The sequence below is a fragment of the Streptomyces sp. SKN60 genome (assembly GCF_026236535.1).
In the GTDB taxonomy this organism is placed as follows: Bacteria; Actinomycetota; Actinomycetes; order Streptomycetales; family Streptomycetaceae; genus Streptomyces.
Map to the genome: position 1 here is coordinate 141,469 of NZ_JAHTMW010000001.1, position 25,903 is coordinate 167,371.

Here is a 25,903-nt window from a genome sequence, read left to right on the forward strand (position 1 = left end):
TCCCATGCTATTCAGCAGCCGGTATGCGGGCCGCCTCCACCGGCTCCGCGGCCGGTGCGACGGCCGTACGGGCCTCGGCCCGCTCGGCCCGCCGGAGCAGGGCCGCCGCGAGCAGCCCGCCGGCGAAGACGGCGATCGCGCCGACCACCTGACTGGTCTGCAGTCCGCTGGCGAAGGCGTCGGAGATCTGCCCGCGCTCGGCGTCGCTGCCCGCCGCGGCCAGGGCGGCCGGCAGGGAGGTCGCGGTGACGGTGACGAGGGCGGCGAAGCGGGCGTTGAGGACCGCGCCGAGGACGGCGACGCCGAGGCCGTTGCCGAACTCCGCGAGGGTGCCGTTCACACCGGCGCCGACACCGGCCTTCTCCGGCGGGATGGCGCTCATGATCGCGTTGGCCATGGCCGGGTTGGAGACCGCGAGGCCGATGCCCATCAGGACCAGGCCGAGCAGCATGCCCCAGTAGGTGCCCTCGGTGCCTCCGCCGAGCAGCGCGATCGAGGTGAGACCGCCCGCCACCAGCGTCATGCCGACCGCGACGGTGAGCGGCGTGCCGAGCTTCATCACGATCCGCGGGCCCACACCGGAGAGGTTGAGGACGACCACGGTCAGCGCCAGCGGCGCCATCCGCAGACCCGCCTCAAGCGGCTCGTACCCGAGCACGAACTGCAGGTGCTGGGTCAGCAGGAACAGCGAACCGCCCATGCCGAACATCACCAGGATCGCGCCGGCCACCGCGCCGACGAACTTCTGGTTGCGGAAGAAGTGCATGTCGAGCATCGGGTACGGGACGCGGAGCTCCCACAGCGCGAAGGCGCCCAGGACGAGGATGCCGAGCACCGCCGGGAGCAGGACCTGGGCGGAGATCCAGCCGTGCTCCGGGCCGGTGATGATCGCGTACACGACGGAGGTCATGCCGATGGTGGACAGCAGCGCGCCCACCATGTCGGGGCGCTCGCCCTGCGGGTTCTTGGACTCGGGGACCAGCTTGAGGACGGCGACCAGACCGATCACGGCCACCGGGATGTTGATCAGGAAGATCATTCCCCACCAGAAGTGGTTGAGGATCGCGCCGCCGATCAGCGGCCCGGCCGCGAAGCCGAGCGAACCGACCGTGGCCCACAGCGCGATGGCCTTGACCCGCTCCGAGTCGTCGAAGATCTGCATGACGACGGCGAGGGTCGTGGTCATCAGCAGCGCGCCGCCGATGCCCATGCCCGCGCGGGCGGCGATCAACTGCCCGGTGGAGTCGGCCAGTCCGGCGGTGAGCGAGCCCAGGCCGAAGAGCGCGAGGCCGATGGCGAGCATCTTCTTGCGCCCGTAGCGGTCGGCCGCGTTGCCCGCGGTGAGCAGCAGACCGGACTGCACGAGCGAGTACGCGTTGATCATCCACTGGATGTCGCTGGTGGAGGCGCGGAGCTCCGAGGTCAGCGAGGGGATGGCGACGCTGAGGACGGTGTTGTCGAGCAGCACGGTGAGCTGGGCGAGGCAGATGACGCCGAGGATCAGCCAGCGCTGCGGGTGGCCGCCGGTGGGGGCGGCCTGGTCGTTCGCGGCGGTCGTCGCCGTCATGTAGAGACTCCCTTACGGTGTACGAGGATCAGTTCTCGTACACCGTAAAGGAGCGCTCGTACGCTGTATAGGGATTTTTTTCGGCCGACTACTTTCGGCCGGTCAGGTCGTAGAACGTGGTGTTGCCGACGGTGACCTTCTCGAAGGTCTCCTCGACCCAGGACGAGATCTCGCTGCCGCCGCCCGTTCCTCCGCCCATGCCGCCGCCGGACGCGATGAAGTAGTGGATCTTCCCCTCGGCCACGTACTGCTTGAACTGCGCGAGGGTCGGCGACGGGTCGCTGCCGTTGAAGCCGCCGATCGCCATCACCGGCTTCTCGGTGGCGAGCTGGTAACTGGCTGCGTTCTGGGCGCCGATGGCGGCGGCGACCCAGGTGTAGGAGTCGGCGTCGGCGAGGAGCTTCTCCTTGGCCTCGGTGCCGACGCTCGCGCCGTTGAGGAGACCGCCCATGCCGCCGCCGGGACCGCCCCGGGTCTCACCAGGACCGCCGGGGGCCTGGCCCATGCCCGGACCGCCCTGGCCGCCCTGGCCGCCCTGGCCGCCCTGGCCGCCGGGAGCCCGCCCCATGCCCTGCCCGCCGCCCGGAGCCTGCCCGCCGCCCAGCCCCGGCCCCGGCCCGTACAGGACGAACATCCGGCCGTTGCCGCCCATGCCGCCGGGGCCGCCGCGCGCCGCGCCGCTCGGCCCCGCCGTCACGATCGAGCCCTGATGCCCGTCGGCGACCGTCGCCAGGGTGTACGCGAAGGGGCCCGCGAGACCGGCCGCGAGACCGAGGCCCGCCAGGGCGAGCCCGAACCGCCGGTCGAGCCGCCCCGCGAGCAGCAGCCCGAAGGCCGCCGCGCACCCGGCGACGAGCACCGCCCAGCGCAGCCACGGCAGCCACTCCGGCGTACGGCCGAGCAGCACCCAGCCCCACACCGCCGTCGCCACGACCGTGCCGGCCAGCGCCGCCGAGGCGAGCAGATGCGCCCGCTCCTCCCACAGCACGGCCGCGCCCATGCCGATGAGGGCCGCGATGTACGGGGCCATCGCCACCGTGTAGTACTCGTGGAAGATGCCGGCCATGAAGCTGAAGACGCCCGTCGTCAGGAGCAGCGAGCCGCCCCACACCAGGAACGCCGAGCGCGCCGTGTCGGTGCGCGCCGCCCGCCAGGTGACCACGAGCCCGGCGACGAGGAGGATCAGCGCGGCCGGGAGCAGCCAGGAGATCTGGCCGCCGATCTGCTCGTTGAACATCCGGCCGAGGCCCGTCTCGCCCCAGCCGCCACCGCCGCCTCCGGCCCCGCGCCCGCCGCCCGGACCGCCGGCGCCGCCGGGCAGTTCCACGCCCGCCGGGAGCTCCATCGTCATGCGACCCCCGCCGGCACCACCGCCGCCGACGCTCCCGACCTCGTTGCCGTTGATGCGGCCCAGGCCGTTGTAGCCGAAGGTCAGCTCAAGGAAGCTGTTGTTCTGCGAGCCGCCGACGTACGGCCGGGAGGACTTCGGCCACAGCTCGACCAGGGCCACCCACCAGCCCGCCGACACGAGCAGCGCGAGCCCGCCCAGGCCCAGCCGGCCGAGCCGCCGCCCCAGACCGCCCGGCGCGCACACCACGTACACCAGGGCGAGCACCGGCAGGATCAGGAAGGCCTGCAGGGTCTTCGCGAGGAACGCGAACCCGAGCGCCACCCCGGCCCACACCAGCCACCGCCCCGCGCCCTCGTCCAGCTCCAGGGCCCGGAGCACGCAGTAGACGGCGACCGTCGTCAGCAGCGCGAGCAGCGCGTCCGGGTTGTTGAAGCGGAACATCAGCGCGACGACCGGCGTGAGGGCGAGCACCGCGCCCGCGATCAGGCCGGCGCCCGCGCCGAACCGGCGCCGGACGGCCGCGTACAGAACCGCGACCGTGGCCACGCCCATCAGCACCTCGGGCACCAGGATCTGCCACGAGCCGAGCCCGAAGAGCCGGACGGACAGCGCCATCGGCCACAGCGCGGCCGGCGGCTTGTCGACGGTGATGGCATTGGCGGAGTCGAGCGAGCCGAAGAAGAAGGCCTTCCAGCTCTCGCCGCCGGCCTGCACGGCCGCCGAGTAGAAGGAGTTGGCGTAGCCGCTCGCGCTCAGGTTCCAGAGGTAGAGGACGGCGGTGGCGAGCAGCAGGCCGAGGAGGGCGGGGCGCACCCAGGGTGCGTCCTCGGCCCGCCCGCGCCAGGAGCGCCGTACACGGACGAGCGCGTTCGGGGAGGCCATCGAGAGGTCCTTGTGCCGTTGGAGCGCTCCGGGGCCGGGAAGACCCAGAGACGGAAGAGGAGGAAGCGCACGACGGTCGCGGCGAGGTTGGCGACGATCAGTACGGCGAGTTCGGTGGAGTGGGCCGGATCGCCCGTCGCGGCGGTGAGCGCGAGGAGCGAGCCGCTGGTGAGGGCCAGGCCGATGCCGAAGACGACGAGCCCCTGCGCCTGGTGGCGGGCGGCCCGCTCCCGGCCCCGTACGCCGAAGGTGAGCCGGCGGTTCGCGGCCGTGTTGGCGACGGCGGAGACGAGCAGCGCTGCGGCGTTGGCGAGTTGGGGGCCGATGCCGAGCCGGAAGAGGGAGTAGAGCGCGAGGTAGAAGAGGGTGGAGAGGGCGCCGACCACGCAGAAGCCGACCAGTTGGCGGGCCAACCCGCCCGGTACGCCGGTCAGTTCGCGGTCGCGCGGATCGTCGCCGAAGGGCCGGGCGAGCCGGTCGAGCGGCAGCGACCCGGTCGCCAGCGCCCGCCCCACCCGCCACACGCCCTTCAGGTCGTCGGTGGCGGTACGGACGATGTGCACGGTCGAGTCCGGGTCGTCGACCCAGTCCACCGGCACCTCGTGGATCCGAAGCCCGGCCCGCTCGGCGAGCACCAGCATCTCCGTGTCGAAGAACCACCCCGTGTCCTCGACCATCGGGAGCAGCTGTTCGGCCACGTCCCGCCGGATCGCCTTGAAGCCGCACTGGGCGTCCGAGAAGCGGGCGGCGAGCGAGCCGCGCAGGATCAGGTTGTAGGCGCGGGAGATGAACTCCCGCTTCGGGCCGCGGACGACCCGGGAGGAGCGGGCGAGCCGCGAGCCGATCGCGAGGTCGGAGTGCCCGGAGATCAGCGGGGCGACGAGCGGAAGGAGCGCGTTGAGGTCGGTGGACAGGTCCACGTCCATGTACGCGAGGACGGGGGCGTCCGACGCCGACCAGACCGTACGGAGCGCCCGGCCCCGGCCCTTCTCCTCCAGGCGCACGGAGCGCACGGAGTCGGGGAGGCGGGCGGCGAGCGCCCGGGCCACGTGGGGGGTGGTGTCGGTGGACGCGTTGTCGGCGACCGTGATCCGGAAGGCGTACGGGAAGGTGCGGGAGAGGTGGTCGTGGAGCCGCAGCACGCACGGCTCCAGGTCCTTCTCCTCGTTGTAGACGGGAATCACCACGTCGAGGACGGGCCGGCGGGGGCCGGCCGCGCCCACCGGGAGGTGTTCCCGCGCGGGAAGCGTTCGCATGACACAGACGCTCGCCGGGCGCGCTGTCACGGCGGTGTGGTGAGGCTGTGGCGGGGCTGTGAGTCAGGGCTGCGAGTTCAGCGCTGCTTCGGCAGCCGTACGGAGAAGAGGGTGCGGCCCGGCACGCTGTCGACGGTCACCTCACCGCCGTGGGCGAGGGTGACCGCCCGGACGATGGCCAGGCCGAGGCCCGTACTGCCCGTACTGCGCGCCCGCGAGGCGTCGCCGCGCGCGAAGCGCTCGAAGACGGACGGCAGGAGGTCGGGCGGGATGCCCGGCCCGTCGTCCTCGACCTCGATGACCGCGTGGGCACCTTGTTCGTACAGCCGTGCCGTCACGGTCGTACCGGGCGGGGTGTGGGTACGGGCGTTGGCCAGGAGGTTCACGAGCACCTGGTGCAGACGGGCGGGGTCGGCGTCCGTCTTCACCGCGCGGTCGCCCTCGGGGAGTTCGAGGCGCCAGCGGTGCTCGGGCCCGGCCGCGCGGGCGTCGGAGACCGCGTCCAGGACGAGGAGGGAGAGATCGGTGCTCTCGTACGAGAGCGGGCGTCCGGTGTCGAGCCGCGCGAGCAGCAGCAGGTCTTCCACCAGCCCCGTCATCCGGGTCGCCTCGGACTCGATCCGCCCGAGGGCGTGCCGGGTGTCGGGCCCGCACTCCTCCCGGCCGCGCCGGGTCAGCTCCGCGTACCCCCGGATCGAGGCGAGCGGCGTGCGCAGCTCATGGCTGGCGTCCGCGACGAACTGCCGCACCCGGGTCTCGCTGCGCTGCCGCGCGTCGAGCGCCGAATGGACGTGGTCCAGCATCCGGTTGATCGCCGCGCCGACCTGTCCGACCTCCGTACGCGGATCGGCCTGCGCCTCCGGCACCCGGTGGTCGAGCGCCACCTCCCCGCTGTGCAGGGGCAGTCGGGACACCTGCGCGGCGGTCACGGCGACCCGGCGCAGCGGCGTCAGGGCCACCCGTACGAGCACCGTTCCGGCGAGCGAGGCGGCGACCAGGCCGGCGGCCGTCACGCTCAACTCCACGACGACCAGGGTGGAGAGGGAGTCCTGGAGCTCGGCGAGCGGTATCCCGATGAGGAAGTCGCCGTTCTTGCCGGTGGCGTACTGCACCCGGTAGTCGCCGAGGCCGCCCGGCAGGGACACGGTGTGCGGGTCGCCGTCGCGGGGGACGGCGGCGAGGGCGGCGCTCTGGGCGGCGTCGAGCTTGATCGACTGGTACCTCGGCCCGTACACCCCGTCCTCCGGCGGCACGGAGCGGTCCGCCGACGTGAGCTCGCCGTCCACCACCCGGCCGCCGACGGTCCCCAACGGGGCACCCGGCCCGATGACGAAGCCGAGGGGCGTGTCGAAGCCGCCCGGGGACGGCCCGGCGAAGCTCGGCGGCGGCCCGGCGGCCCGGTTGGCGACCTCCTGCAGACGGGTGTCCGCCTGGTCGTACAGATAGGACCGGAACGCGATCGTCGTCACCGTCCCGATCACCGCGCAGACGACGGCGATCAGCGCGACGGCGGAGACCACGAGCCGGGTACGGAGGGACCACGGCCGCGACCACGGCCGACGCGTGCGCACTGCGCTCATTCCCCGGGCTTGATCAGATATCCCGCCCCGCGCCGGGTGTGGATCATCGGGCTGCGCCCGGCGTCGATCTTCCGGCGCAGGTAGGAGATGTAGAGCTCGACGACGTTCGCCTGCCCGCCGAAGTCGTACGACCACACCCGGTCCAGGATCTGTGCCTTGCTGAGCACCCGGCGCGGGTTGCGCATCAGGAAGCGCAGCAGCTCGAACTCGGTCGCGGTGAGGTGGATCGAGTCCCCGCCGCGGGTGACCTCGTGGCTGTCCTCGTCGAGGGTGAGGTCGCCGACCGTGAGCAGCGACTCGGCGCGCGCCGCGGCGGCGCCGGAACGCCGGATGAGGCCGCGGAGCCGGGCCACGACCTCCTCCAGACTGAACGGCTTGGTGACGTAGTCGTCGCCGCCCGCCGTGAGCCCGGCGATCCGGTCCTCGACCGCGTCCTTCGCGGTCAGGAAGAGCACCGGCACCTCGGGCAGCTCGCGCCGCAGCCGCCCGAGGACGGCCAGGCCGTCCATGTCGGGCAGCATCATGTCGAGCACGACGACATCGGGCCGGAACTCCCGGGCCCGCTTCAGCGCGCCGGCCCCGTCGCCCGCGCTGTGCACCTGCCAGCCCTCGTAGCGCAGGGCCATGGAGAGCAGCTCGGCGAGCGAGGCCTCGTCGTCGACGACGAGGACGCGGACGGCGGTGCCGTCGGGCCGCAGCAGTTCGGTACGCGAACGGGGGGTGGTCGCAGTCATGGGACCACGGAACCGGGTCCGGGTGAGACCCGCCTTTCCCTTGTCTGTGAATTCCCTGAGAAAGGAGCGTGCTCACTCAGGCGTGCGGAGGCGGAACAGCCGGGCGCCGTTGTCGTGGCAGACGGCCCGGAGCCAGTCGTCGCCGAGCCCGAGCCGTTCGAGGGCGTCGAGCTGGTGCCCGTACGGATAGGGGATGTTGGGGAAGTCGGTCCCGAGCAGGATCCGCTCGCGCAGCCCGTCAAGGCGCTTGAGCTCCGTCCCCGCCGCTGTCACCGGGAAGGGCGCGAGGCCCTCGCTGAAGTCCGTGAAGGCCATGGTGGTGTCGAGGTGGACGTGCTCGTACCGCTCGGCGAGGTCGAGGAAGTCGCCGTACTCCGGCATGCCCATGTGCGCGACGACGAGCCGCAGCCGCGGATGGCGGGCGAGCAGCCGCCCGATCGGGCCGGGACCGGTGTACGGGCCCGGGGCCGGCCCGGAGCCGCAGTGGATCACCACCGGGGTGCCGGCCTCCTCCAGCGTGCCCCACACGGCGTCGAGCAGCGGGTCGTTGGGGTCGTAGGCACCGACCTGGACGTGCGCCTTGAAGACCCGGGCGCCCCGGTCGAGGGCACGGCGGACGTCGTCGGCGGCGCCGGGCTCGGGGAAGAAGGTCGCGGTGTGCAGGCAGTCGGGGACACGGGCGGCGAAGTCGGCGGCCCAGTCGTTGAGCCAGCCGGCCATGCCGGGCTTGTGCGGGTAGAGCATCGAGGTGAAGGCCCGGACGCCGAACTCCCGCAGGAGCTCGACCCGCCGCTGCTCCTCCTCCCGGTACGTGATGGGCCAGGGGCGGCCGGTGAGCGGCCCGGCGGAGTCGAAGTAGGCCCACACCTTGTCGAGGACGTTGCGCGGCATGAAGTGGGTGTGGACGTCGACGAGCCCGGGCAGCCCGAGGCGAGCCGCGAAGCCCCGGATGTGCTCGGCCTCAGCCTCAGCCTCAGCCTCAGCCTCGGCCTCGGCCCCAGCCTCGGCCCCAGCGTCAGCCTCGCTCGGAGCCATAAGTCCGCTCGACCTTCCCGATGTGCACGCGGTAGCTGTCGTACCAGTGCTCGCGCCCGTACCGCTTGGCGGCCATGTGCTCAGGGTGGTGCTGCCATGCGGCGAGTCCGTCCAGGTCGCGGAAGTACGCCACGGTGATGCCGATGCCGCCGGGGGTGCGGGCCGACTCGTAACCGAGGTAGCCGGGGATGTCCTGGACGAGCTCCTGCATCCGGGCCGAGGTCTCGGCGTAGCCCTCGGGTGCGTCCGGCCGGATCGAGGTGAAGACAGCGGTGTAGTAGGGCGGTTCGAAGCCGCCCACCAGGTTCGGGGTCATGTGATCACCCTGCGGGGGCGCGGCCCGGGCTGTCCATGGATCACGCCCGAAGGGATCCAAGACTTTACGGTTCAGAGCTTGGGGCCGCCGGTCAGAAGAGGGGGGCCTGGGCGGCGGCGTCCGCGCAGGTCGGGGCGGGTGCCGCGGCGGTGGGCACGGTCACCGGGTGCCCGGCGGGCGCGGCGGCCAGCTCCCAGCCGGTGAGCAGCCGGGTGTCCAGGACCAGGGGCCGGTCGTCGGCGTCGAGGAGGTGCAGATCGGGCCCGGCGGCGGCCACGAGCCGGCCGGCGACGAGCTCGGTGACGACGTGGCCGGGCGGCGAGGACGCCAGGGCGTGCAACGCAAAGGCTTCGGCATGGTCCTGCACCTGGCAGGGCAGTGCCTGGAGGGTCTCGGCCCAGGCGGGCACGCCGGCGGCCTGCCCGTACAGCTCGGTGAGCTCGCGGGCGCGTTCCTCGGCGGGCGGCAGCGCGTACCGTACGGCGCGCTTGCGGGCGTACGGGATGCGGTCGGGGACCGCGAGGGCGTGCCGCAGCACCTCCTCGGTGCGGCGGGCGGCCATCAGCGGGCCGCGGCCGAGCCAGGCGAAGGCGATCGCGCCCTGTTCGAGCAGGCGGGCGGAGCCGCGCTCCTCGCCCGTGATGCCGACCTTCACCATCCCGGGCCCGAACCAGGCGAGGTACACGCGGTACGGGCGGGGGTCGTCGGCGATCGTGTCGGCGGCCACCGAGTGCGCCCGGTCCAGGCGCGCGCACTCCGCGCACCGCCCGCCCGTGCTGCGCCCGGGCACGGCGGCGGCCAGGGGGCAGGGGTTGCCGCGCGCGCCGGAGCAGCGCCGCTCGCCGACGGCCCGGAAGCCGAGCTCCCGCCCGTACGGCAGCGGGCTGACGCGCCCGCCGGCCCCCGCCCAGCGGAGCCGGGGCGCGCCGCCCTGCCAGGAGACGCCGCTGCTTCGCCACACCATGCCCCCCAGTGTCGTACCCCCCACTGACACACTCCGATGTGTGCTGCTCAGGGGAGGGCGTAGAGGAGTCCGCCGTCCGAGCCGGCGCCGCCGGCGTGCCGCATGCAGCCGCGTTCGACGAGGGTGCGGACGCAGTCGCGGACCCGCTCGGCGGTGAGTCCGGTGCGGCGGGCCACCTCCTCCAGGCGGTAGCGGACCCCGCCGCGGACGAGGGCGGGCGCGAGGTAGGCGGCGACGGCGTGCACGTCGGCGCCGACGACGGCGTTCCGCGCGCACCAGGAGTCGAGCAGCTCCTGCGGGGTGCGGGCGACGGGGACCGTCGCCTCCGTGCCGGACCCGGCGGCGGAACCGACGGTGGGGTCCGGGCCGGTGCGCTGGACGGGGAGGGAGAGCCGGTCCAGGGACTCGGCGAGCCGGTGCAGGTCCTGCCCGGCCTCGCGCAGCAGCTCGCCCCACTCGGCCTCGGGCCGCAGGGCGGCCTCCTCAAGACGGACGAGCACGTCGAGGAGCGGCTGCGGAAGGACGAACCCGGCGGCCGCGGGGGCGGGGTCGAGCCCGTAGGACCCGTCCCGCTGCACCCCGACGACCAGGTCGGCGACCCAGGCCCGGAACGGCCCGGCGGCCGCCCGCCGGGAGGCGTTCACCAGCTGCACGAGCCCTTCCAGACACACCATCCGCGTGGACTTCCGCAGCCCGTTGCGCAGGCCGCGGTTGCCCGCCAGCTCGATCGGCAGCTCGTCGACCGTCGCGTGCAACCCGTCCCCGACATACGCGCGCAGCGCCTGCCGCGCGCTCCCGTACCCGAGTTGGCGTGCCGCGTCCACGGCCGGAAACCAGTGCGTGCCGTCCGGCAGCGTGAGCCTGCGCAGCCGCGCCCCCGTGGCGGCGTGCACGAAGTCGTCGATGTCGATGGCGTCGATGGCGGTCATCTTGGCGTCACCTCCACCTGCACGCTAAGCCGAGGGCATATTCAACTGACATGGAAATCAGTCCGGTTCACCCGAAGGTGTGGGAAAAGCCCGATTCGGGGGTGATGTGGGTGTGGGTGGGGTGATTCGGGGTAGTCGGGCCGCCCGCGCCGGGGTTGCCGATGTCAGGAGTCCTCCGGGAAAAGGCTCAGGACGGGAAGAGGCTCAGGACATCCGCCTCGGTCCAGGTCCCGGCGGCACCGGGGCTGCCGGCCAGGTAACGGGCGATCTCCCGGTCGCTCCAGGCCCCCGACTCCCGCAGTCCGGCGGCGAGATGGCGCAGATACGGCACCGAGGGCGCGCGCAGCTCGACATCGGCGACGGCCCAGGGCGCGGTGAACGTGAGCAACGGCAACCCGTCGACCTCACCGGCACACACCACCGTCTCGTACCGCCCGGGCCCGAACGCGAGCCGCCCGCGCGCGACGGCCTCGTCCAGGTCGAGCCCGGTGCCAAGGCCGGGCTCCCGGTACATCTCCAGCGCGGCGATGTCCGAGAACTGCCCGCCACTGATGAGATGCGCCCGCCCGAGCGTTCGCCCCTCCCCATCCGGATCGTAGAAACCCCGCCCCCCGCCCCACACGGCCGACTCGGTGGCGAAATACAGCACTCCCCCCAACTCGACCGCCCGCGACTCCCGCGGCGGCGTCCGATCCCGGCACCCGGCGAGATACCGCCCCAGCCGTTCGAGATGCATGTTGGACCCGTATGCGGCGTACCAGACGTCCATGCCCCGGACGCTACCGCCGCCGCCCGCCCCGCTAGATTCGCGGCATGGGGGCCATAGAGATCGAGTTCGACCCACTGCCGTGCAAATGGTGCCGCCGGCCGCTCGAACAGCGCCGCTGGTGGACACCGAAGCGCTTCTGCGGCCACGGACACCGGGCGAAGTACCGAGCGACCCAGGTCCTGGCACTCTTCGCGCAGTTGCTGGGCTGACCCCCAGCCCCGCCCCGCGATCACCGGTGCTGCGGCGCCTGTCTGCGTACGGCCCCACAACGCGAGAGGCCCGGACTCTCGTCCGGGCCTCTCGACTCTGTGCACTCGGCAGGATTCGAACCTGCAACCTTCTGATCCGTAGTCAGATGCTCTATCCGTTAAGCTACGAGTGCTTGTTTTGTTTTTTGTCTTCGCTCCCCGGCCTTTCGGCCCGCTCGCGGCGACAGGAAGAACATTACATGACTGCCGCCGTCATGTGAAATCCATTGGGTCCACCCCTTGTGACCTGCGGAAACGCCAAACGATCACGGTTGCCGGGCGGGGCCCGGCCGGGCGGCCCGGGGCGCTCGGGGGCCCCGGATCGCGCCAAAAGAGACCGGGGTCACATCCGAAGGTGGCGAGGGGGCTGAGGTGCCCGGGAACGGGCGAAGCCCCGGTCCTGAGGACCGGGGCTTCGGTGGGGCGGAGGCGGAGGGATTTGAACCCTCGATGGGCTTTAAGGCCCAAACCGCATTAGCAGTGCGGCGCCATAGACCGGACTAGGCGACGCCTCCTTCACACTCCCGCGCGGGCGCGGGTGCTGCGTGGAGATGATGACACAGACGAGGTGCGTGCCACCAATCGCTTATCACCGTACTAGGACCCGGGGGGCCAGGGCAAAGCCCCCGCCCGGCGCAGTCCGCGTTGCGCAACGCGTCGGGGCCCGGAGCGTTAGTCAGGGAGACACCACCGCACGCACCACCACCGCACGCATCACCCACGGGAGTCCGTCATGCTGCGCCCCCTCCTCCTCGCGACCGTCGCATCCAGCGCCCTCACCGGCATGACCGGCCTCGGCGGGCTCGGGCCGCTGCCGCCGCTGCCGCTGCTGTCCGGGGCCGACTCGCTCACCGTGAGCATCGAGAAGACCGGGCACGCCGAGGCCGACGGGACCTTCCGGCTGGAGTGCGACGGCACGCCCGGCGGGACGCACCCCGCCGCCGCGAACGCCTGCAAGCGGCTCGACCAGCTCGCGCAGGCCGGCGCCGACCCCTTCGCGGCCGTGCCCGCCGACGGGTTCTGCACCCAGCAGTACGGCGGGCCGGCCACCGCGCACATCACCGGGACGTGGCAGGGCCGCAGCGTCGACGCCCGGTTCTCCCGCGCCAACGGCTGCGAGATCGACCGCTGGGAGAACCTGCGGCCCGTCCTCCCCCACGTCAAGGGGTGAGCACGTCAAGGAGTGATCGCGGCATGACCGGGTCACCGAACCTCCACCCCGTCTCCAGAGGCGGAGGCGCTCCCTCCCTTAGACTCCCTCCGTGACAGGCCGCGGCCCGAACGGCAAGATGGACGGGCACGTGCGGTGGCAGTGGGTTCAGGGAGGAAGCGTCTCGTGAGCAGCAGGCCGTCCCGAGGCGCTGCTCGCCTCGCAGCCATACTCGACGCCCTCCCCGACGGCCTCGTGCTGGTCAACTGCAACGGCACGGTCGTCAACGCCAACACCATCGCCCTCGGCATGTTCGAGACGCCCGGCACCGCCCTCGTCGGGCGCGGGCTGCTCGACCTCCTGCCGGACTTCGACTCGCGCCTCATCCCCGGCTCCATGCGCCGCCCCGAGGGGGCCGACGACCGCGGCCGGACCCGGCCGACCCGGATGATGGCCCGGCGCACCGACGGCGGCGAGTTCCCCGTCGAGGTGACCAGCGCCAGCCTGGAGGACGGGCGCGAGGCCTACGACTCGTACAGCGGCTACACCGGCGACGAGCTCCTCATGCTCGTCGTCCGCGACCTCACCGGCACCCTCGACACCGAGGCCGAACTCGCCCGCTCCCAGCGCCAGACCGAGATGATCCTGCGCGCCGCGTCCGAGGGCGTCGTCGGCACCGACACCGACGGCCGGGTCGTCCTCGTGAACCCCGCCTTCGCGCAGATCCTCGGCTACCGGGCCGGCGAGCTCGGCGGCGCCGAGCTGCACCCGCTCATCCTCCCCAAGCGCGCCGACGGCCAGCCCTTCCCGTACGAGGAGTCCCCGCTCGCCGACACCCTCAAGTCGGGCCGCAAGCACCGGGTCCGCGGGCAGGTGCTGTGGGCGAAGAACGGCGACCGGGTCCCGGTCGACCTGACCACCGCGCCGGTACGGGACGGGGACCAGCTCGTCGGCGCCGTCATGACCTTCTCCGACCGCCGGCCGCACGAGCAGCTCGTCGAGTCGCACGCCACCGAGCTCGCCGACCTCACCGAGCGGCTCACCACCGAGCTCGAACAACAGAAGGAGCGGTACGAGGCGGAGGCCGCCGAGCAGCGGCAGCGGTACGAGGAGGAGCTCGCCGAGCAGAAGCGGCGGGTCGCCGCGCTGACCGCCCGGCACGAGCAGCTGACGGCGGTCCTCGGGGAGTCGCTGCGCGGCCCCCTGGAGGAGCTGCGCGCCGAGCTGGGCAGCCTCGCCGCCGACGACGCCGGACAGCTCTGGCCCGAGGCCAACCAGCTGCTCCACCACCTCTCCGCCGGCTACGGCCGGATGACCACCCTCGTCGACAACGTCCTCGGCTACCAGCGGCTCGACGCCGGCGCCGAGCACCTCGACAAGGACGTCGTGCTGCTCTCCGGGATCGTCACCGGCGGCATCGACGGGGCCGTCGATCTGATCGGCCCCGGGCGGGCGCAGTTCGCCGTCCACGCGCCGCCGATCGAGGCCGAGGTCGACGCCACCCGCCTCACCACCGCGCTCGCGCACCTGGTCGCCGACGTGGCCGGGGTCGGCGCCACCGGCAAGAGCAAGGCCGCGCCGCCGCAGGGCGGCGGCTACGCCGACTCGACGATCGTGGTCGCCGCCGCGCCGCGCGGTGACGTCGTACGGATCGAGGTCCGCGGCCCGTACGCGGGCGGCGACCCGGTCCACCAGCCGATCGTGCGCGGGATCGTCGCCGCGCACGGCGGTGTGCTGCAGACCCACGAGGTGCCGGGGACGACGGGCGGCGCGTACGTCGTCGAGCTGCCGCTCGGCGCCGGGCGCGGCACCGTCCCCGAGGCGCCGGTCCTGTCCGAGCGCCCCGAGGAGCCTCGCCCGGAGGAGCTTCGGTCGGCGGAGCTTCGGCCGGAGAGCCCGAAGGCGAACGAGGCCGAGCCGGTGCTCACGCCGGCGGTCGGGCAGCCCGTACCCGTACCGGCCCCGCACGTCGCCGAACAGCACGTCGCCGAACAGCACGTAGCCGGTGAACTCCCGGCGCTGCCCGCGCAGCCGGCGCCCACCGGCGCTCCCGCCGACGCCCCCACCGACACCCAGGGCGGCGGCGGACGGCGGCGGGCGCGCCGGGCGTCCACGGACGCGTTCCTGGAGAGCCCGATGGCGCCCGAGGGCGCACCGGTGCCGCAGCCGACCGGCCGTCGGCGCGGCCGCGCCGGGGACACCCCCGCCACCGGCACCCCGGCCGAGCTGATCCCCGCGCAGAGCACCCCCGCCCCCGCCCCGCCGGCGGCCGCTGCCGCCTCCGGCACCGGCCGGCGGCGCGGCCGGCCCGCCGAAGGCGCCGTCATGACCGCCGCCGAGAGCGCGCAGGGCCGTCCGGCGCTCGGCGCCGCCGTGCCGCCCCAGGGCGTCCCGGTGGACGCCCCCGCCCCGGCACCGGCCCAGGCTCCGGCCGCCCTCGCGCTGCCCGCCGTCGCGTCCGCGCCGCAGGAGGCGCCCGGGGCCGAGCAGGCCGCCCCGCAGCCGACCGGCCGGCGCCGCCGGGCGCTCGCGGCGGCGCAGGAGCGTGCGGCGGCGGCCGAGGCGGGACCGCGCACGCCGTTCGCGCTGCCGCCCGCCGACGCCGACCGCGCCGAACCGCACGCGGGCGATGCGCAGGACAGCACGCACGAGGCCGTACGGACGCTCCCGGAGGACGACCACACCCCGCCGCAGCCGCACCCGCTGCCCACCGCTCCCACCGCGCCTCCCGCGCCCTCCGCGACCGGCACCGGCTCCGTACCGCTGCCGCCCGAGGTGCCCATGGCACCCGCGGCACCCGCGGCACCCGCAGGGCCGACGACTCGTGACGGCGGAACGCAGGGGCGGGCGTTCAGCGTGCGGACGCTCGGTCAGGGCGTGCCCTTCGTCCAGTCCGCGAAGCCGGCGTCCGCCGTGCCGACACCCGCCAAGCCGACCTCCGCCGCGCCGACGCCCGCCGCGCCGCTGCCCGCGCCGGCCACCCCGCCCGTACCGGCCGGTGCCACGCCCGCCACGCCCTCGGGCCGGCGGCGCAAGCTCGGCAACCCGGCGGCGGAGGGCCGGCAGCCCGCGCCCGAGGCGGCGACGGCCCACCCGCCGGTGGAGCCGCCCGTGCCCTCTCCCGTACCCATGCCCGTACCCGTACCCGTACCCGTATCCGTACCGGTGCCTGCTCCCGCGCAGGCGTCCGAGGGGCGCGCGTACGCCATAGAGGCGCCCGCCGAGGGCTCGGCGGAGGGGCCGGAGCCGCTGGACGGGCCGGGGGGCGCGGTGGAGGTGTCGAACCAGCCGCTGCCGCAGCCGGTCGACGACGAACTGCCCCCGGAGCCGCTGGACAACCCGCGCCGGCTGCTCGTCTGGCCCGCACCGGACGTCTCCACGCAGCAGGCGCTGAGCGACCGCGGCTACCGGCCGGTGATCGTGCACTCCCGCGAGGAGGTCGACGCGCAGATCGCCGCCTTCCCGGCCGCGCTCTTCGTCGACCCGCTGACCGGGCCGATCACCCGGACCGCGCTGCAGTCGCTGCGGCAGGCCGCCGTGGCGGCCGAGGTGCCCGTACTGCTCGCGGCCGGGCTCGGGCAGGCGACCCGGGAGGCGGCGTACGGCGCCGATCCGGCCGTCCTGCTCAAGGCCCTGGCGCCCCGGGACAGCGAGCAGCACCCGTCGCGGGTCCTGGTCATCGAGGAGCACGAGGACATCGCGCAGGCGCTCGCGGCGACCCTTGAGCGGCGCGGGATGCAGGTGGCGCGGGCGGCGACCGACACCGAGGCGGTCGCGCTGGCCCAGCAGATCCGCCCGAACCTGGTGGTGATGGACCTGATGCAGGTACGCCGCCGCCGGGCCGGGATCATCGACTGGCTGCGTGCGAACGGGCAGTTGAACCGCACTCCGCTGGTCGTCTACACCTCGACCGACCTCGACGAGGCGGAGCTGGCGACGCTGTCCTCGGGCGAGACGGTGCTGTTCCTCGCCGAGCGTTCGACGAGCGACGAGGTGCAGGCCCGGATCGTGGACCTGCTCGCGAAGATCGGCACCAACTAGCCCCGAAGGGCCGGTTGGTGCCGCGTACCGGCATCAGAGCTGCGTGACGTCCAGGTCGCCGTCCGCGTACTGCTTCCGGATCACCTTCTTGTCGAACTTGCCGACGCTCGTCTTCGGGACGGCCGGCACGATCGCCCAGCGCTCCGGGAGCTGCCACTTGGCGATGCCGCCCTCGGTGGCGAGGAAGGCCTTCAGCTCCTCGTAGTCGGCGCCGGCGCCCTCCTTGAGGACGACGGTCGCGAGCGGGCGCTCGCCCCACTTCTCGTCGGGGACGGCGACGACGGCGGCCTCCGCGACGGCCGGGTGGCCCATGAGGGCGTTCTCCAGCTCGACGGAGGAGATCCACTCGCCGCCGGACTTGATGACGTCCTTGGCCCGGTCGGTGAGGGTGAGGTAGCCGTCGGTGCTGATGACGCCGACGTCGCCGGTCTTGAGCCAGCCGTCCGCGCTGAACTTGTCGTCGGGGCGGAAGGGTTCGCCGTCCGCGCCGCCGTAGTAGGCGCCGGCGATCCAGTTGCCGCGGACCTCCAGCTCGCCCGCCGACTCGCCGTCCCAGGGCAGGATCTCGCCGCCGGGGCCGACCAGGCGGGCCTCGACGCCGGCCGGGAAGCGGCCCTGGGTGACGCGGTAGGGCCACTCCTCCTCCGGGGTGAGCCCGGCCGGCGGGTGGGCCATGGTGCCGAGCGGGGAGGTCTCGGTCATGCCCCAGGCGTGACAGAGGCGGACGCCCAGCTTGTCGTACGCCTCCATGAGGGAGGGCGGACAGGCGGCGCCGCCGATGGTGACCTGGGACATCGAGCTGATGTCACGGGGGTTGGCGGTGACCTCGGCGAGCAGGCCCTGCCAGATGGTGGGGACGGCGGCCGCGTGGGTCGGCTTCTCGCGCTCGATCATCTCGGCGAGCGGGGCGGGCTGGAGGAAACGGTCCGGCATCAGCATGTTGATGCCGGTCATGAAGGTGGCGTGCGGCAGGCCCCAGGCGAGCACGTGGAACTGCGGGACCACGACCAGGGTCGTGTCCTTGTCGGTGAGACCCATCGACTCCGTCATGTTGACCTGCATGGAGTGCAGGTAGATGGAGCGGTGGGAGTAGACGACGCCCTTGGGGTCGCCGGTGGTGCCGGAGGTGTAGCACATGGCGGCGGCGCTGCGCTCGTCGAGCTCGGGCCAGTCGTACGTGGTCGGGCGGCCGGCGATGAGCTCCTCGTAGTCGTGCACGCGCGGCGCGGCGCCGTCGAGGACGGTGCGGTCGCCGGGGCCGGCGACGACCACGTGCTCGACGGTCGGCAGGTGCGGCAGCAGCGGCGCGAGGAGCGGCAGCAGGGAGCCGTTGACGATGACGACGCGGTCGGCGGCGTGGTTGACGATGAAGGTCAACTGCTCGGCGGGCAGGCGTAGGTTGAGGGTGTGGACGATCGCGCCCATGGCGGGGATCGCGAAGTACGCCTCGACGTGCTCGGCGTTGTTCCACATGAGGGTGGCGACCCGCTCGTCGGCGGTCACGCCGAGTTCGTCGCGCAGGGCGTTCGCCAGCTGTCCGACGCGGGCGCCCGTCTCGGCGAAGGTGCGGCGCTGCGGCTCCGCCTCCCCGGTCCAGGTGGTGATGACGGACTTTCCGTGGATCCTCGTCCCGTGTTCCAGGATGCGGGTCACGGTCAGCGGTACGTCCTGCATGGTGCTCAGCACGGCGTCCTCCCGGTGGGCGCTACGTGGCAGAAGAATGGTGCCCAGATTCTGCGCCCGTACCGTGCGGTATGTCACTACCCGAGAGTACTGAAATTGCCAGTGATTACTGGCGTAACTGAGGGTAACGCCCTGACGAGGGTGATCCGGGTCACCGTACGGGGGAGAGTTCCGGGTCCTCCCGGAGTTTGCCGAGCGCCCGCGAGACGGCGCTCTTGACCGTCCCGACCGAGACCCCGAGCACCTCGGCGGTCTGCGCCTCGCTCAGGTCCTCGTAGTACCTGAGGACGACCATCGCCCGCTGGCGGTCCGGGAGCTTCATCACCGCCCGCCACATCGCGTCGTGCAGCACCTGCCGCTCCGCCGGGTCGCCCTCCGGCAGCCCGGCCGGCTCCGGCAGGTCGTCGCCGCACGCGTACTCGTCGACCTTGCGCTTGCGCCATTGCGAGGTACGGGTGTTCAGCAGCGCGCGGCGGACGTAGCCGTCCAGGGCGCGGTGGTCCTCGATCCGCTCCCAGGCCATGAAGGTCTTGGCGAGCGCGGTCTGCAGCAGGTCCTCGGCGTCCGAGTGGTTCGCGGTCAGCGAGCGCGCGGTACGCAGGAGGACGGGCCCGCGGGCCCGGACGTACGAGGTGAACGACGGGTACGCGGCGAACGGCGCGGGTCCGGTGGCGGCCCGGCGGCCGGCGGCCGTGGAGGCGCCGGCGCAGACGGGGCCGGAAGGCGGCGGAGTCATGGTTCCACGCTATGAGCGGCCCCCCGCCCGGGGATCGGCCCCAGGTCCCGAACCGCACTCCCCCTCAGGTTGTAGGGGTGGGGATGGCTGGACCTCCTGTGGGTGGAGCCCCGGGGAGGCGGCGTCAGGGTCTCTCGGTGCCCTGACCGGGCATGGGGGGCGGGGACGGGGCTGAGGGGCGGGGGTAGCCCTCGGGGCGGGGTGGGGGCGGGGTGGGGGCGGGGTCGGGGGTTGAGGACGGGCTGAGGGGCGGGCCGGAAGGCCGCCGGGGCTCCGGCCGCTGGGCTCCGGGCCGAGGCCCGGAGCCACCGGCCGTCGGGCCGGCGCCGGGCCAAAGGCCCTCAGCGCGCCACGCGTGCGACCGGCGCGTCGACGAGGCTGCGGTCGACGCGCATGCGCCGGCCGCCGTGGGTCTCGGTGACGTTGCCGGCGTACTGGTGGATGCGGCCGTGCGGGCGCCAGGCCCGTGGGTGGAGGGTGCGTTCGGTGTCGAGGGCGGGCGGGACGCGCCAGCGGGCGAACCAGACGGCCGCCGGGAGGTCCTTCGTGCCGGCCGCCCGCTCGCGTTCCATCTGCCGGATGCCGGTCTCGGCGCTGCTGTAGAAGCCGGGCAGGTAGCCGAACCGCCGCACCTCGCGGTTCCACGCCCGGACGAACCGCACGGTCGTCGCGGCGCAGCGGGCGTCGCCCGGGCGGTACGCCTCGATGTCCAGGTAGAGCGGGCTGCCGGCCGCGAAGCCGACGGCCCGGGCGGCCCGCACCGCCTCCGCGCCCTCCCGGGTGCCCTGGAGCCAGGGGCTGCGCCCGATCGCGTACCGCCGCTTGGCCTCGGCGAGCACGCACGGCGGCTGCGAGCCGACGAACAGCGGCAGCATCCGCCAGCCCTGCGCGTGCACGACGGCCACCCACTCCCGGTTCAGCTCCCGCTGCGCGCGGCAGCCCCGGCCGCGGCCCCCGAAGTAGACGCCGACGGCGCGGTACGGGGAGGAGCGCCAGGCCCGCATCACGGCGAGGGACGGCGCCTCGCAGGTGTCGAAGGCACGGCCGGTGAAGTAGCGCGGCGCGGCGGGTGCGGCCCCGTGTCGCGCCGGGGCCCCGTGGGCGGGCGCGGCGAGCAGGGCTGCGGCCGCCAGGAGGGCCACGGCGGTGGCGCCGAGCGGGCGGCGGGGCCGGCGGAGGTGGCGGGGGCGGAGCGGCAGGCGGGCCGCGCGCGGCAGGACGTTCCTCATGGCGCGAGTGAAGATCGCCCCGGCCCGCCCGGCCACCGCTGACGCCCTGCCGTCAGCCGTCCGTGCCCAGGATCAACCCGGACGTGGGAACCCCGGTGCCGGCCGTCACCAGCGTCCTGGCCGCCCCCGGCACCTGGTTCACCGAGGTCCCGCGCACCTGCCGGACGGCCTCCGCGATGCCGTTCATGCCGTGCAGATACGCCTCGCCCAGCTGGCCGCCGTGGGTGTTCAGGGGCAGCGCGTCCGCCGCCACGAAGTCGGCCGCCTCGCCCGGCCCGCAGAAGCCGAACTCCTCCAGCTGCATCAGCACGAAGGGCGTGAAGTGGTCGTAGAGGATGCCGACGTCGATGTCGCCGGGCGCGAGCCCCGAGGTCCGCCAGAGCTGGCGCGCCACCACGCCCATCTCGGGCAGGCCGGTGAGCCCGTCCCGGTAGAAGCTGGTCATCGCCTCCTGGTTGCGCCCGGCACCCTGGGCCGCGGCCACGATCACGGCCGGCGGGCGGCGCAGGTCGCGGGCGCGTTCGGTGGAGGTGACGACGATCGCCTGCCCGCCGTCGGTCTCCTGGCAGCAGTCGAGCAGCCGCAGCGGCTCGGCGATCCAGCGCGAGGCGGCGTGCTCGGCGAGGGTGATCGGCTTCCCGTGGAAGTACGCGGCCGGGTTCGTGGCGGCATGGCGCCGGTCGGTCACGGCGACGTGCCCGAACGCCTCCGGCGTCAGCCCGTACGCGTACAGATAGCGCTGGGCGATCATCGCCACCCAGGAGGCCGGGGTGAGCAGCCCGAACGGCAGCTGCCAGCCGAGCGCCGCACCCTCGGCGGACGGCTCGCGCCGCTGCACGCCGGAGCCGAAGCGGCGGCCCGAGCGCTCGTTGAACGCCCGGTAGCAGACGACGACTTCGGCGATCCCGGTGGCCACGGCGAGCGCGGCCTGCTGCACGGTGGCGCAGGCCGCGCCCCCGCCGTAATGGACGCGGGAGAAGAAGGACAGCTCGCCGATGCCGGCCGCCTGGGCGACGGTGATCTCGGGGCTGGTGTCCATGGTGAAGGTGACCAGGCCGTCCACGTCGGCGGGGACGAGCCCGGCGTCGTCGAGGGCGGCGTGCACGGCCTCCACGGCGAGGGTGAGCTCGCTGCGGCCGGAGTCCTTGGAGAACTCGGTGGCGCCGATACCGGCGATGGCGGCGCGCCCGCCGAGCGCGTCGGGGGAGTGGAGGCTCATGGGGTGACCTCCGCAGGGACCTCCGCAGGGACCTCCGCCACGACGGTTCCGGTGACGTGGTGCCCGAGGCCGTTGGCGCCGACGACGCGGATGTGGAGGATCTCGCCGTCGACCTCGGTGACCGTTCCCGTCAACGTCATGGTGTCCCCGGGGTAATTGGGCGCGCCGAGCCGGATCGCGACCTTGCGGAGGACGGCGGTCGGGCCGAGGCGGTCGGTGATGTAGCGGCCGACCAGGCCGTTGGTGGTGAGGATGTTCATGAAGATGTCCGGGGAGCCCTTCGCCCTGGCCAGTTCGGCGTCGTGGTGCACATCCTGGTAGTCGCGGGAGGCCATGGCGCCGGCGACGATCAGGGTGCGGGTGATGGGGATGGTGAGCGGCTCCAGCTCGTCTCCCGCGTTCATGCCGGGTCCCCCTTCGCGAGCACGTCGCCGAGTTCGGCGAGGAGTTCGGTGCCGCAGCCCAGATACGCGTCGAGCTGCCGCCCCCAGAGGAAATGCCGGTGGACCGGGTGGTCGAGGTCCGCGCCCATGCCGCCGTGCAGATGCTGCCCGGCGTGCACGACCCGCTTGCCCGCCTCGGCGGCCCACCAGGCGGCGGTCAGTGCGTGCTCGGCGACCGGCAAGGCCTGGTCGTACCGCCAGGCCGCCTCGTACGCCGTCACCCTGATCGACTCCGTGTCCATGTACGCGTCGGCGGCCCGGAGTTGGACGCCCTGGTTCGAGGAGAGCGGGCGCCCGAACTGCTCGCGCACGGAGGTGTACGCGACGGCGCGCGCCAGCGACCCGGCGCAGACCCCCGCCTGAAGCCCGGCGAAGGCGATCCGGGCGGCGGCGAGCACGTCCTCGTACGCGTACGGGCCGGGCCCGCCGATCCGCTCCCCGGAGCCGGGATCGAGGGCGGCGGCCCGGACGGCCCGTCCGGCGGCCCAGGGCGCGGTGAGTTCGACGGGCTCGACGGCGTCGCCGGTGTCCGGGACGGGGACGAGGTGGAGGGAACGGGTCTCGTCGGGTACGAGGACATGGGTGGCGTCCCGCAGCCAGGGGACCCACTCCTTCTGCGGAAAGGCCGCGGTCACGACGGTCGTACCGGCCCGCAGCCCGGGCAGCAGCCGGGCGCGCTGCTCGTCCGTGCCGTGCCGGGCGACGGCGAGCAGCCCGTACACCGCGCTCGCCGTGAACGGCACCTGCGCCGTCGTGCGCCCCTGTTCCTCGGCGAGCAGCACCAGGCCGAGCAGTCCGGTCTCCTCGACGGCCTCGACGAGCCCGGCCGCGCACAGCGCCTTCCACAGCTCGGCGTCCGAGCCGGTGCCGGCGGCGGCGAGCCGTTCGGGGGTGGCGAGGTCGCCGAAGACGCGGGCGGCCAGGTCGCGGGCCGCGGCCTGCTCCTCGGTGGGATCGAAGTCCATGTCCGCCCTCAACTCCCGCTCTCTGTTCGCCACATGGGCAGTTCGAGGTCCTCGTCCACCCGCGTGAACTCCAGCCGGACCGGCATGCCGATGCGCACCTTGTCGTACGGGACGCCGACGACGTTGCCGATCATCCGTACGCCCTCGGCGAGTTCGACGAGCGCGACCGCGTACGGCCCCGCCGCGTCAGCGGCATGATCAGACACAGTGAAGGCCGGGAAGGGCGGGTGGTGCATGACGACGTACGAGTAGACGGTCCCCGCGCCGCTCGCCTCGACGGTGTCCCAGGTGCGCGAGCCGCACGCGTTGCAGCCGGGCAGCCAGGGGAAACGGAGGGTCGCGCAGTCGGCGCAGCGCTGGACCAGGAGGCGATGCTCGGCCACGCCGTCCCAGAAGCCGGCGTTGTCGCGGTTGACGACGGGCCGGGGCCGTTGGGGTTTCGCTTTCGCTTCGCGCTTCTGCTGGGCGGGGGTGGGGGCGGGAGCGGGAGCGTATTTGAGGACGCGGAAGCGGTGGGTGCCGGCGAGTTCGCCGTCGGCGCGGATGTCCATGCGGGTGGTGATGAAGTGCCCGGTGCCGAGCTTGGTGGTCTTGCGCGGCGAGACCGACTCGATGACGGCGTCGAAGGTAATCGTGTCGCCGGGGCGGAGGGGGCGGAGGTACTCCTGCTCGCAGTCGGTGGCGACGATCGAGGTGCAGCCGGCGGCGTCGAGGAGGGCGGACAGCTCCTCGTACGCGCCCGCTCGATCCGGATGTCCGGAGAGCCCGCCCATGGTCCATGCCTGGAGCATGGTGGGCGGCGCGACGGCGTCGGGCCCGCGATAGGCGGGGTGGGCGTCGCCCATGGCCTCGCACCAATGCCGGATCATGGGCTCGTTGACCGGGTCCTTGCCGATGGAGGCGGCGGAGGTGGAACGCCCTTCGAAGCCCTTGAGCGCCTCGTACAGCGCATCGACGTCGTCGGTGCTCATCGCCGCCGCCCCCTCCCCTTCATCCCGAGCCGCATCATGGCGACGATCTCGCGCTGCACCTCGCTCACTCCTCCCCCGAAGGTGTTGATCTGGGCGGCCCGGTTCATCCGCTCCAGTTCGCCGCCGTCGAAGGCGCCCGGCGAGCCGGTGCGGACCAGGGCGGCCGGGCCGGCGATCTCCTGGCACATGCGGTAGACCTCGACGGCCGATTCGGTGCCGGCGAACTTCACGCCGCTCGCGTCGCCGGGCGCGAGCCGCCCCGCGCCGACGTCGCCGACGAGGCGCCAGTTGAGCAGCCGGGTGGCGGCGAGCCGGGCGTGCGCCTCGGCGGCCCGGAGCCGTACCCAGGGCTCGTCGATCCGGCGGCGGCCGGTGTCCGGGTCGGGCGTGCGGGCCCGGCTGAGCGCGACCTCGTAGAAGTCCTCGGCCTGCATGCCGATCGCGGCGAGGGCGACCCGCTCGTGGTTGAGCTGGTTGGTGATCAGCCCCCAGCCGCCGTTCTCGGGCCCGACGAGGTTTCCGGCCGGGACGCGCACGGAGTCGTAGTAGGTAGCCGTGGTGGTCAGCCCGCCGACGGTCTCGATGGGGGTCCAGGAGAAGCCCGGCGCGTCGGTGGGCACGAGGATGATCGAGATGCCGTGGTGGCGCGGGGTCTCGGGGTCGGGCGCGGTGCGGCAGGCGAGCCAGATCCAGTCGGCGTTCTGGGCGTTGGAGGTGAAGATCTTCTGCCCGTCGATCACCCAGGAGTCGCCGTCCCGGACGGCCTTGGTACGGAGCGAGGCGAGGTCGGTGCCGGCCTCGGGCTCGCTGTAGCCGATGGCGAAAACGGCCTCGCCGCGCAGGATGCGGGGGAGGAGGGTGGCCTTCTGGTCCTCGGTCCCGTACTTCATGAGGGTGGGGCCGACGGTGTTGAGCGTGACCATGGAGACGGGGGCGCCGGCCCGGTAGGCCTCGTCGAAGAACACGAACTGCTCGTCGGGCCCGCGGCCCTGTCCGCCGTACTCCTCGGGCCAGCCGAGTCCGAGCCATCCGTCGGCGCCGATGCGGCGCAGCAAGGCGCGCTGGTCAGCGGTGGCTGTGGCGGGCGGGGGCCCGTCGGGCATCACGTCGCGGAAGTACACGCGGAGCTCGGCGCGCAGCCGGAGCTGCCGTTCGGTCGGGGCGAGGTGCACGGCGACGACCTCTCTTCCAGTTTTCTGACTGCCCGTCAGATTCCTTCAGTCGAAGGCCCACTGTCAAGCACACGGCACGCGGCACACCGCACACGGCCCACCGGGGCGACAAACAGGAACGGCCCGCACGGTCGGTACCGAAGTACCGCCGTGCGGGCCGTCGTTCACCCCGCCGTCATTCCCCCGTCCATCCTGCCGTCGAACGTCCCCCCGTCGGGCCGGTCACCACCACGGGAAGAAGTTGACCACCGCGTTGGACTGGTCGATGTGGGTGAAGGCGGAGCCGTTCACGCTGGCGGTGTTGTTCTGGTTGGAGGCGCCGGAACCGGTCGCCACCTGCTGGGTGGTGGTGGAGTTGCCGTGGTTGTTGCCACCGACACCGCTGCCGATGATCGTGGCGACGCTCGCATTCGATCCGTCGTTCGCGAATCCACCGTTGTCGGCCTGGGCGACCCCCGTGAACAGCGCGGCGGCGAGGGGCAGGGCGGCGGCAGCGGCGAGAACGCGGGCGGTACGGATGCTTGCCATGTCTGTTCCTCCAGGAACTGAAGCTTTGAAGTGCGTCAACTGCTGTGCTGACCTGGGCAGTTGGCCGACCGCCCCGGTCGTTGTGCTCGACGTCGCGAGACCAGAGTTGCCCACCGAATCCCCGGCGAACCACCC

At 73.5% G+C, this 25,903-nt stretch carries 22 protein-coding genes and 2 tRNA genes; 3 read left to right on the forward strand and 21 right to left on the reverse strand.

Going from position 1 to position 25,903, the window contains the following annotated elements; all coding sequences use genetic code 11:
• Positions 1–7 precede the first annotated feature (7 nt).
• The 10 genes from KV205_RS00700 to KV205_RS00745 all read right to left on the reverse strand — a co-directional run bounded on the left by KV205_RS00700 (position 8) and on the right by KV205_RS00745 (position 11,383).
• Positions 8–1,567, reverse strand: coding sequence for an MFS transporter (locus KV205_RS00700; RefSeq protein WP_265861271.1), 1,560 nt, complete (start codon positions 1,565–1,567; stop codon positions 8–10).
• A gap of 88 nt (positions 1,568–1,655) precedes the next feature.
• Positions 1,656–3,533 carry an ArnT family glycosyltransferase gene (locus tag KV205_RS00705; protein ID WP_374214605.1) on the reverse strand — a complete coding sequence of 626 codons (1,878 nt, stop codon included), beginning with the start codon at positions 3,531–3,533 and terminating at the stop codon, positions 1,656–1,658.
• Between the two features lie 137 nt (positions 3,534–3,670).
• Complete coding sequence (locus KV205_RS00710) at positions 3,671–5,056, reverse strand: bifunctional glycosyltransferase family 2/GtrA family protein (protein WP_306806226.1); 1,386 nt, start codon at positions 5,054–5,056, stop codon at positions 3,671–3,673.
• 77 nt (positions 5,057–5,133) lie between these two features.
• Positions 5,134–6,636 (reverse strand): cell wall metabolism sensor histidine kinase WalK, encoded by a 1,503-nt coding sequence (locus tag KV205_RS00715; protein WP_274709926.1) that lies wholly within the window; start codon positions 6,634–6,636, stop codon positions 5,134–5,136.
• Positions 6,633–7,370 carry a response regulator transcription factor gene (locus KV205_RS00720; protein ID WP_274709927.1) on the reverse strand — a complete coding sequence of 246 codons (738 nt, stop codon included), beginning with the start codon at positions 7,368–7,370 and terminating at the stop codon, positions 6,633–6,635. The genes KV205_RS00715 and KV205_RS00720 overlap by 4 nt, the downstream gene beginning before the upstream one ends.
• A 72-nt stretch (positions 7,371–7,442) precedes the next feature.
• Positions 7,443–8,405, reverse strand: a complete 963-nt coding sequence (locus KV205_RS00725) for an amidohydrolase family protein (protein WP_265861273.1) — start codon at positions 8,403–8,405, stop codon at positions 7,443–7,445.
• Entirely contained in the window at positions 8,386–8,721 is a 336-nt protein-coding gene (locus tag KV205_RS00730; RefSeq protein WP_265861274.1) for an antibiotic biosynthesis monooxygenase, read from the reverse strand. Before KV205_RS00730 ends, KV205_RS00725 begins: the two co-directional genes overlap by 20 nt.
• 91 nt (positions 8,722–8,812) lie before the next feature.
• The gene (locus KV205_RS00735; RefSeq protein WP_265861275.1) at positions 8,813–9,685 is read right to left on the reverse strand and encodes a DUF2797 domain-containing protein; all 873 of its coding nucleotides are present in this window, start codon (positions 9,683–9,685) and stop codon (positions 8,813–8,815) included.
• 47 nt (positions 9,686–9,732) lie between these two features.
• Positions 9,733–10,614 (reverse strand): BRO family protein, encoded by an 882-nt coding sequence (locus KV205_RS00740; protein ID WP_265861277.1) that lies wholly within the window; start codon positions 10,612–10,614, stop codon positions 9,733–9,735.
• Positions 10,615–10,801: 187 nt separating this feature from the next.
• Complete coding sequence (locus KV205_RS00745; RefSeq protein ID WP_265861278.1) at positions 10,802–11,383, reverse strand: histone deacetylase; 582 nt, start codon at positions 11,381–11,383, stop codon at positions 10,802–10,804.
• 44 nt (positions 11,384–11,427) lie between these two features.
• On the opposite strand from KV205_RS00745, the gene KV205_RS00750 reads away from it, so the two are divergent.
• Positions 11,428–11,592, forward strand: a complete 165-nt coding sequence (locus tag KV205_RS00750) for a hypothetical protein (RefSeq protein ID WP_265861279.1) — start codon at positions 11,428–11,430, stop codon at positions 11,590–11,592.
• Positions 11,593–11,692: 100 nt separating this feature from the next.
• On the opposite strand, the gene KV205_RS00755 is transcribed toward KV205_RS00750, so the two are convergent.
• Both KV205_RS00755 and KV205_RS00760 read right to left on the reverse strand, forming a co-directional pair.
• A tRNA-Arg gene (locus KV205_RS00755) sits at positions 11,693–11,765 on the reverse strand.
• A 290-nt stretch (positions 11,766–12,055) separates the two neighbouring features.
• Positions 12,056–12,146, reverse strand: a tRNA-Ser gene (locus tag KV205_RS00760).
• Between the two features lie 218 nt (positions 12,147–12,364).
• On the opposite strand from KV205_RS00760, the gene KV205_RS00765 reads away from it, so the two are divergent.
• A complete protein-coding gene (locus tag KV205_RS00765; RefSeq protein ID WP_265861280.1) occupies positions 12,365–12,802 on the forward strand; it encodes an SSI family serine proteinase inhibitor in 438 nt (145 codons plus the stop codon).
• A 165-nt stretch (positions 12,803–12,967) separates the two neighbouring features.
• Positions 12,968–16,822 carry a PAS domain-containing protein gene (locus KV205_RS00770; RefSeq protein WP_265861281.1) on the forward strand — a complete coding sequence of 1,285 codons (3,855 nt, stop codon included), beginning with the start codon at positions 12,968–12,970 and terminating at the stop codon, positions 16,820–16,822.
• 33 nt (positions 16,823–16,855) lie between these two features.
• On the opposite strand, the gene KV205_RS00775 is transcribed toward KV205_RS00770, so the two are convergent.
• From KV205_RS00775 to KV205_RS00815, 9 genes are all read right to left on the reverse strand, one after another.
• Positions 16,856–18,508, reverse strand: coding sequence for a long-chain fatty acid--CoA ligase (locus tag KV205_RS00775; protein ID WP_265861878.1), 1,653 nt, complete (start codon positions 18,506–18,508; stop codon positions 16,856–16,858).
• A gap of 148 nt (positions 18,509–18,656) precedes the next feature.
• Positions 18,657–19,241, reverse strand: a complete 585-nt coding sequence (locus KV205_RS00780) for a SigE family RNA polymerase sigma factor (RefSeq protein ID WP_265861282.1) — start codon at positions 19,239–19,241, stop codon at positions 18,657–18,659.
• Between the two features lie 341 nt (positions 19,242–19,582).
• Positions 19,583–20,470: a DUF1906 domain-containing protein gene (locus tag KV205_RS00785; RefSeq protein WP_265861284.1), complete on the reverse strand. Its 888-nt coding sequence runs from the start codon at positions 20,468–20,470 to the stop codon at positions 19,583–19,585.
• A gap of 52 nt (positions 20,471–20,522) precedes the next feature.
• Positions 20,523–21,689 carry a lipid-transfer protein gene (locus KV205_RS00790; RefSeq protein WP_265861286.1) on the reverse strand — a complete coding sequence of 389 codons (1,167 nt, stop codon included), beginning with the start codon at positions 21,687–21,689 and terminating at the stop codon, positions 20,523–20,525.
• On the reverse strand, positions 21,686–22,093 hold the full coding sequence (locus KV205_RS00795; RefSeq protein WP_265861287.1) for a MaoC family dehydratase: 408 nt from the start codon (positions 22,091–22,093) through the stop codon (positions 21,686–21,688). Before KV205_RS00795 ends, KV205_RS00790 begins: the two co-directional genes overlap by 4 nt.
• Complete coding sequence (locus KV205_RS00800; RefSeq protein WP_265861288.1) at positions 22,090–23,097, reverse strand: acyl-CoA dehydrogenase family protein; 1,008 nt, start codon at positions 23,095–23,097, stop codon at positions 22,090–22,092. The genes KV205_RS00795 and KV205_RS00800 overlap by 4 nt, the downstream gene beginning before the upstream one ends.
• A gap of 8 nt (positions 23,098–23,105) precedes the next feature.
• Positions 23,106–24,068: a bifunctional MaoC family dehydratase N-terminal/OB-fold nucleic acid binding domain-containing protein gene (locus tag KV205_RS00805; protein ID WP_265861289.1), complete on the reverse strand. Its 963-nt coding sequence runs from the start codon at positions 24,066–24,068 to the stop codon at positions 23,106–23,108.
• Positions 24,065–25,240 (reverse strand): acyl-CoA dehydrogenase family protein, encoded by a 1,176-nt coding sequence (locus KV205_RS00810; protein WP_265861290.1) that lies wholly within the window; start codon positions 25,238–25,240, stop codon positions 24,065–24,067. The genes KV205_RS00805 and KV205_RS00810 overlap by 4 nt, the downstream gene beginning before the upstream one ends.
• A 222-nt stretch (positions 25,241–25,462) precedes the next feature.
• Positions 25,463–25,768, reverse strand: a complete 306-nt coding sequence (locus tag KV205_RS00815) for a hypothetical protein (protein ID WP_265861292.1) — start codon at positions 25,766–25,768, stop codon at positions 25,463–25,465.
• Positions 25,769–25,903 lie beyond the last annotated feature (135 nt).

Coding starts and splice junctions, on each gene's coding strand:
- KV205_RS00725 (WP_265861273.1), bottom strand. CDS start 8,405: ATGGCTCCGAGCGAGGCTGACGCTGGGGCCGAGGCTGGGGCCGAGGCC.
- KV205_RS00750 (WP_265861279.1), top strand. CDS start 11,428: ATGGGGGCCATAGAGATCGAGTTCGACCCACTGCCGTGCAAATGGTGC.
- KV205_RS00795 (WP_265861287.1), bottom strand. CDS start 22,093: ATGAACGCGGGAGACGAGCTGGAGCCGCTCACCATCCCCATCACCCGC.
- KV205_RS00700 (WP_265861271.1), bottom strand. CDS start 1,567: ATGACGGCGACGACCGCCGCGAACGACCAGGCCGCCCCCACCGGCGGC.
- KV205_RS00785 (WP_265861284.1), bottom strand. CDS start 20,470: ATGAGGAACGTCCTGCCGCGCGCGGCCCGCCTGCCGCTCCGCCCCCGC.
- KV205_RS00800 (WP_265861288.1), bottom strand. CDS start 23,097: ATGGACTTCGATCCCACCGAGGAGCAGGCCGCGGCCCGCGACCTGGCC.
- KV205_RS00705 (WP_374214605.1), bottom strand. CDS start 3,533: ATGGCGCTGTCCGTCCGGCTCTTCGGGCTCGGCTCGTGGCAGATCCTG.
- KV205_RS00740 (WP_265861277.1), bottom strand. CDS start 10,614: ATGACCGCCATCGACGCCATCGACATCGACGACTTCGTGCACGCCGCC.
- KV205_RS00745 (WP_265861278.1), bottom strand. CDS start 11,383: ATGGACGTCTGGTACGCCGCATACGGGTCCAACATGCATCTCGAACGG.
- KV205_RS00765 (WP_265861280.1), top strand. CDS start 12,365: ATGCTGCGCCCCCTCCTCCTCGCGACCGTCGCATCCAGCGCCCTCACC.
- KV205_RS00710 (WP_306806226.1), bottom strand. CDS start 5,056: ATGCGAACGCTTCCCGCGCGGGAACACCTCCCGGTGGGCGCGGCCGGC.
- KV205_RS00790 (WP_265861286.1), bottom strand. CDS start 21,689: ATGAGCCTCCACTCCCCCGACGCGCTCGGCGGGCGCGCCGCCATCGCC.
- KV205_RS00715 (WP_274709926.1), bottom strand. CDS start 6,636: ATGAGCGCAGTGCGCACGCGTCGGCCGTGGTCGCGGCCGTGGTCCCTC.
- KV205_RS00730 (WP_265861274.1), bottom strand. CDS start 8,721: ATGACCCCGAACCTGGTGGGCGGCTTCGAACCGCCCTACTACACCGCT.
- KV205_RS00720 (WP_274709927.1), bottom strand. CDS start 7,370: ATGACTGCGACCACCCCCCGTTCGCGTACCGAACTGCTGCGGCCCGAC.
- KV205_RS00805 (WP_265861289.1), bottom strand. CDS start 24,068: ATGAGCACCGACGACGTCGATGCGCTGTACGAGGCGCTCAAGGGCTTC.
- KV205_RS00815 (WP_265861292.1), bottom strand. CDS start 25,768: ATGGCAAGCATCCGTACCGCCCGCGTTCTCGCCGCTGCCGCCGCCCTG.
- KV205_RS00780 (WP_265861282.1), bottom strand. CDS start 19,241: ATGACTCCGCCGCCTTCCGGCCCCGTCTGCGCCGGCGCCTCCACGGCC.
- KV205_RS00735 (WP_265861275.1), bottom strand. CDS start 9,685: ATGGTGTGGCGAAGCAGCGGCGTCTCCTGGCAGGGCGGCGCGCCCCGG.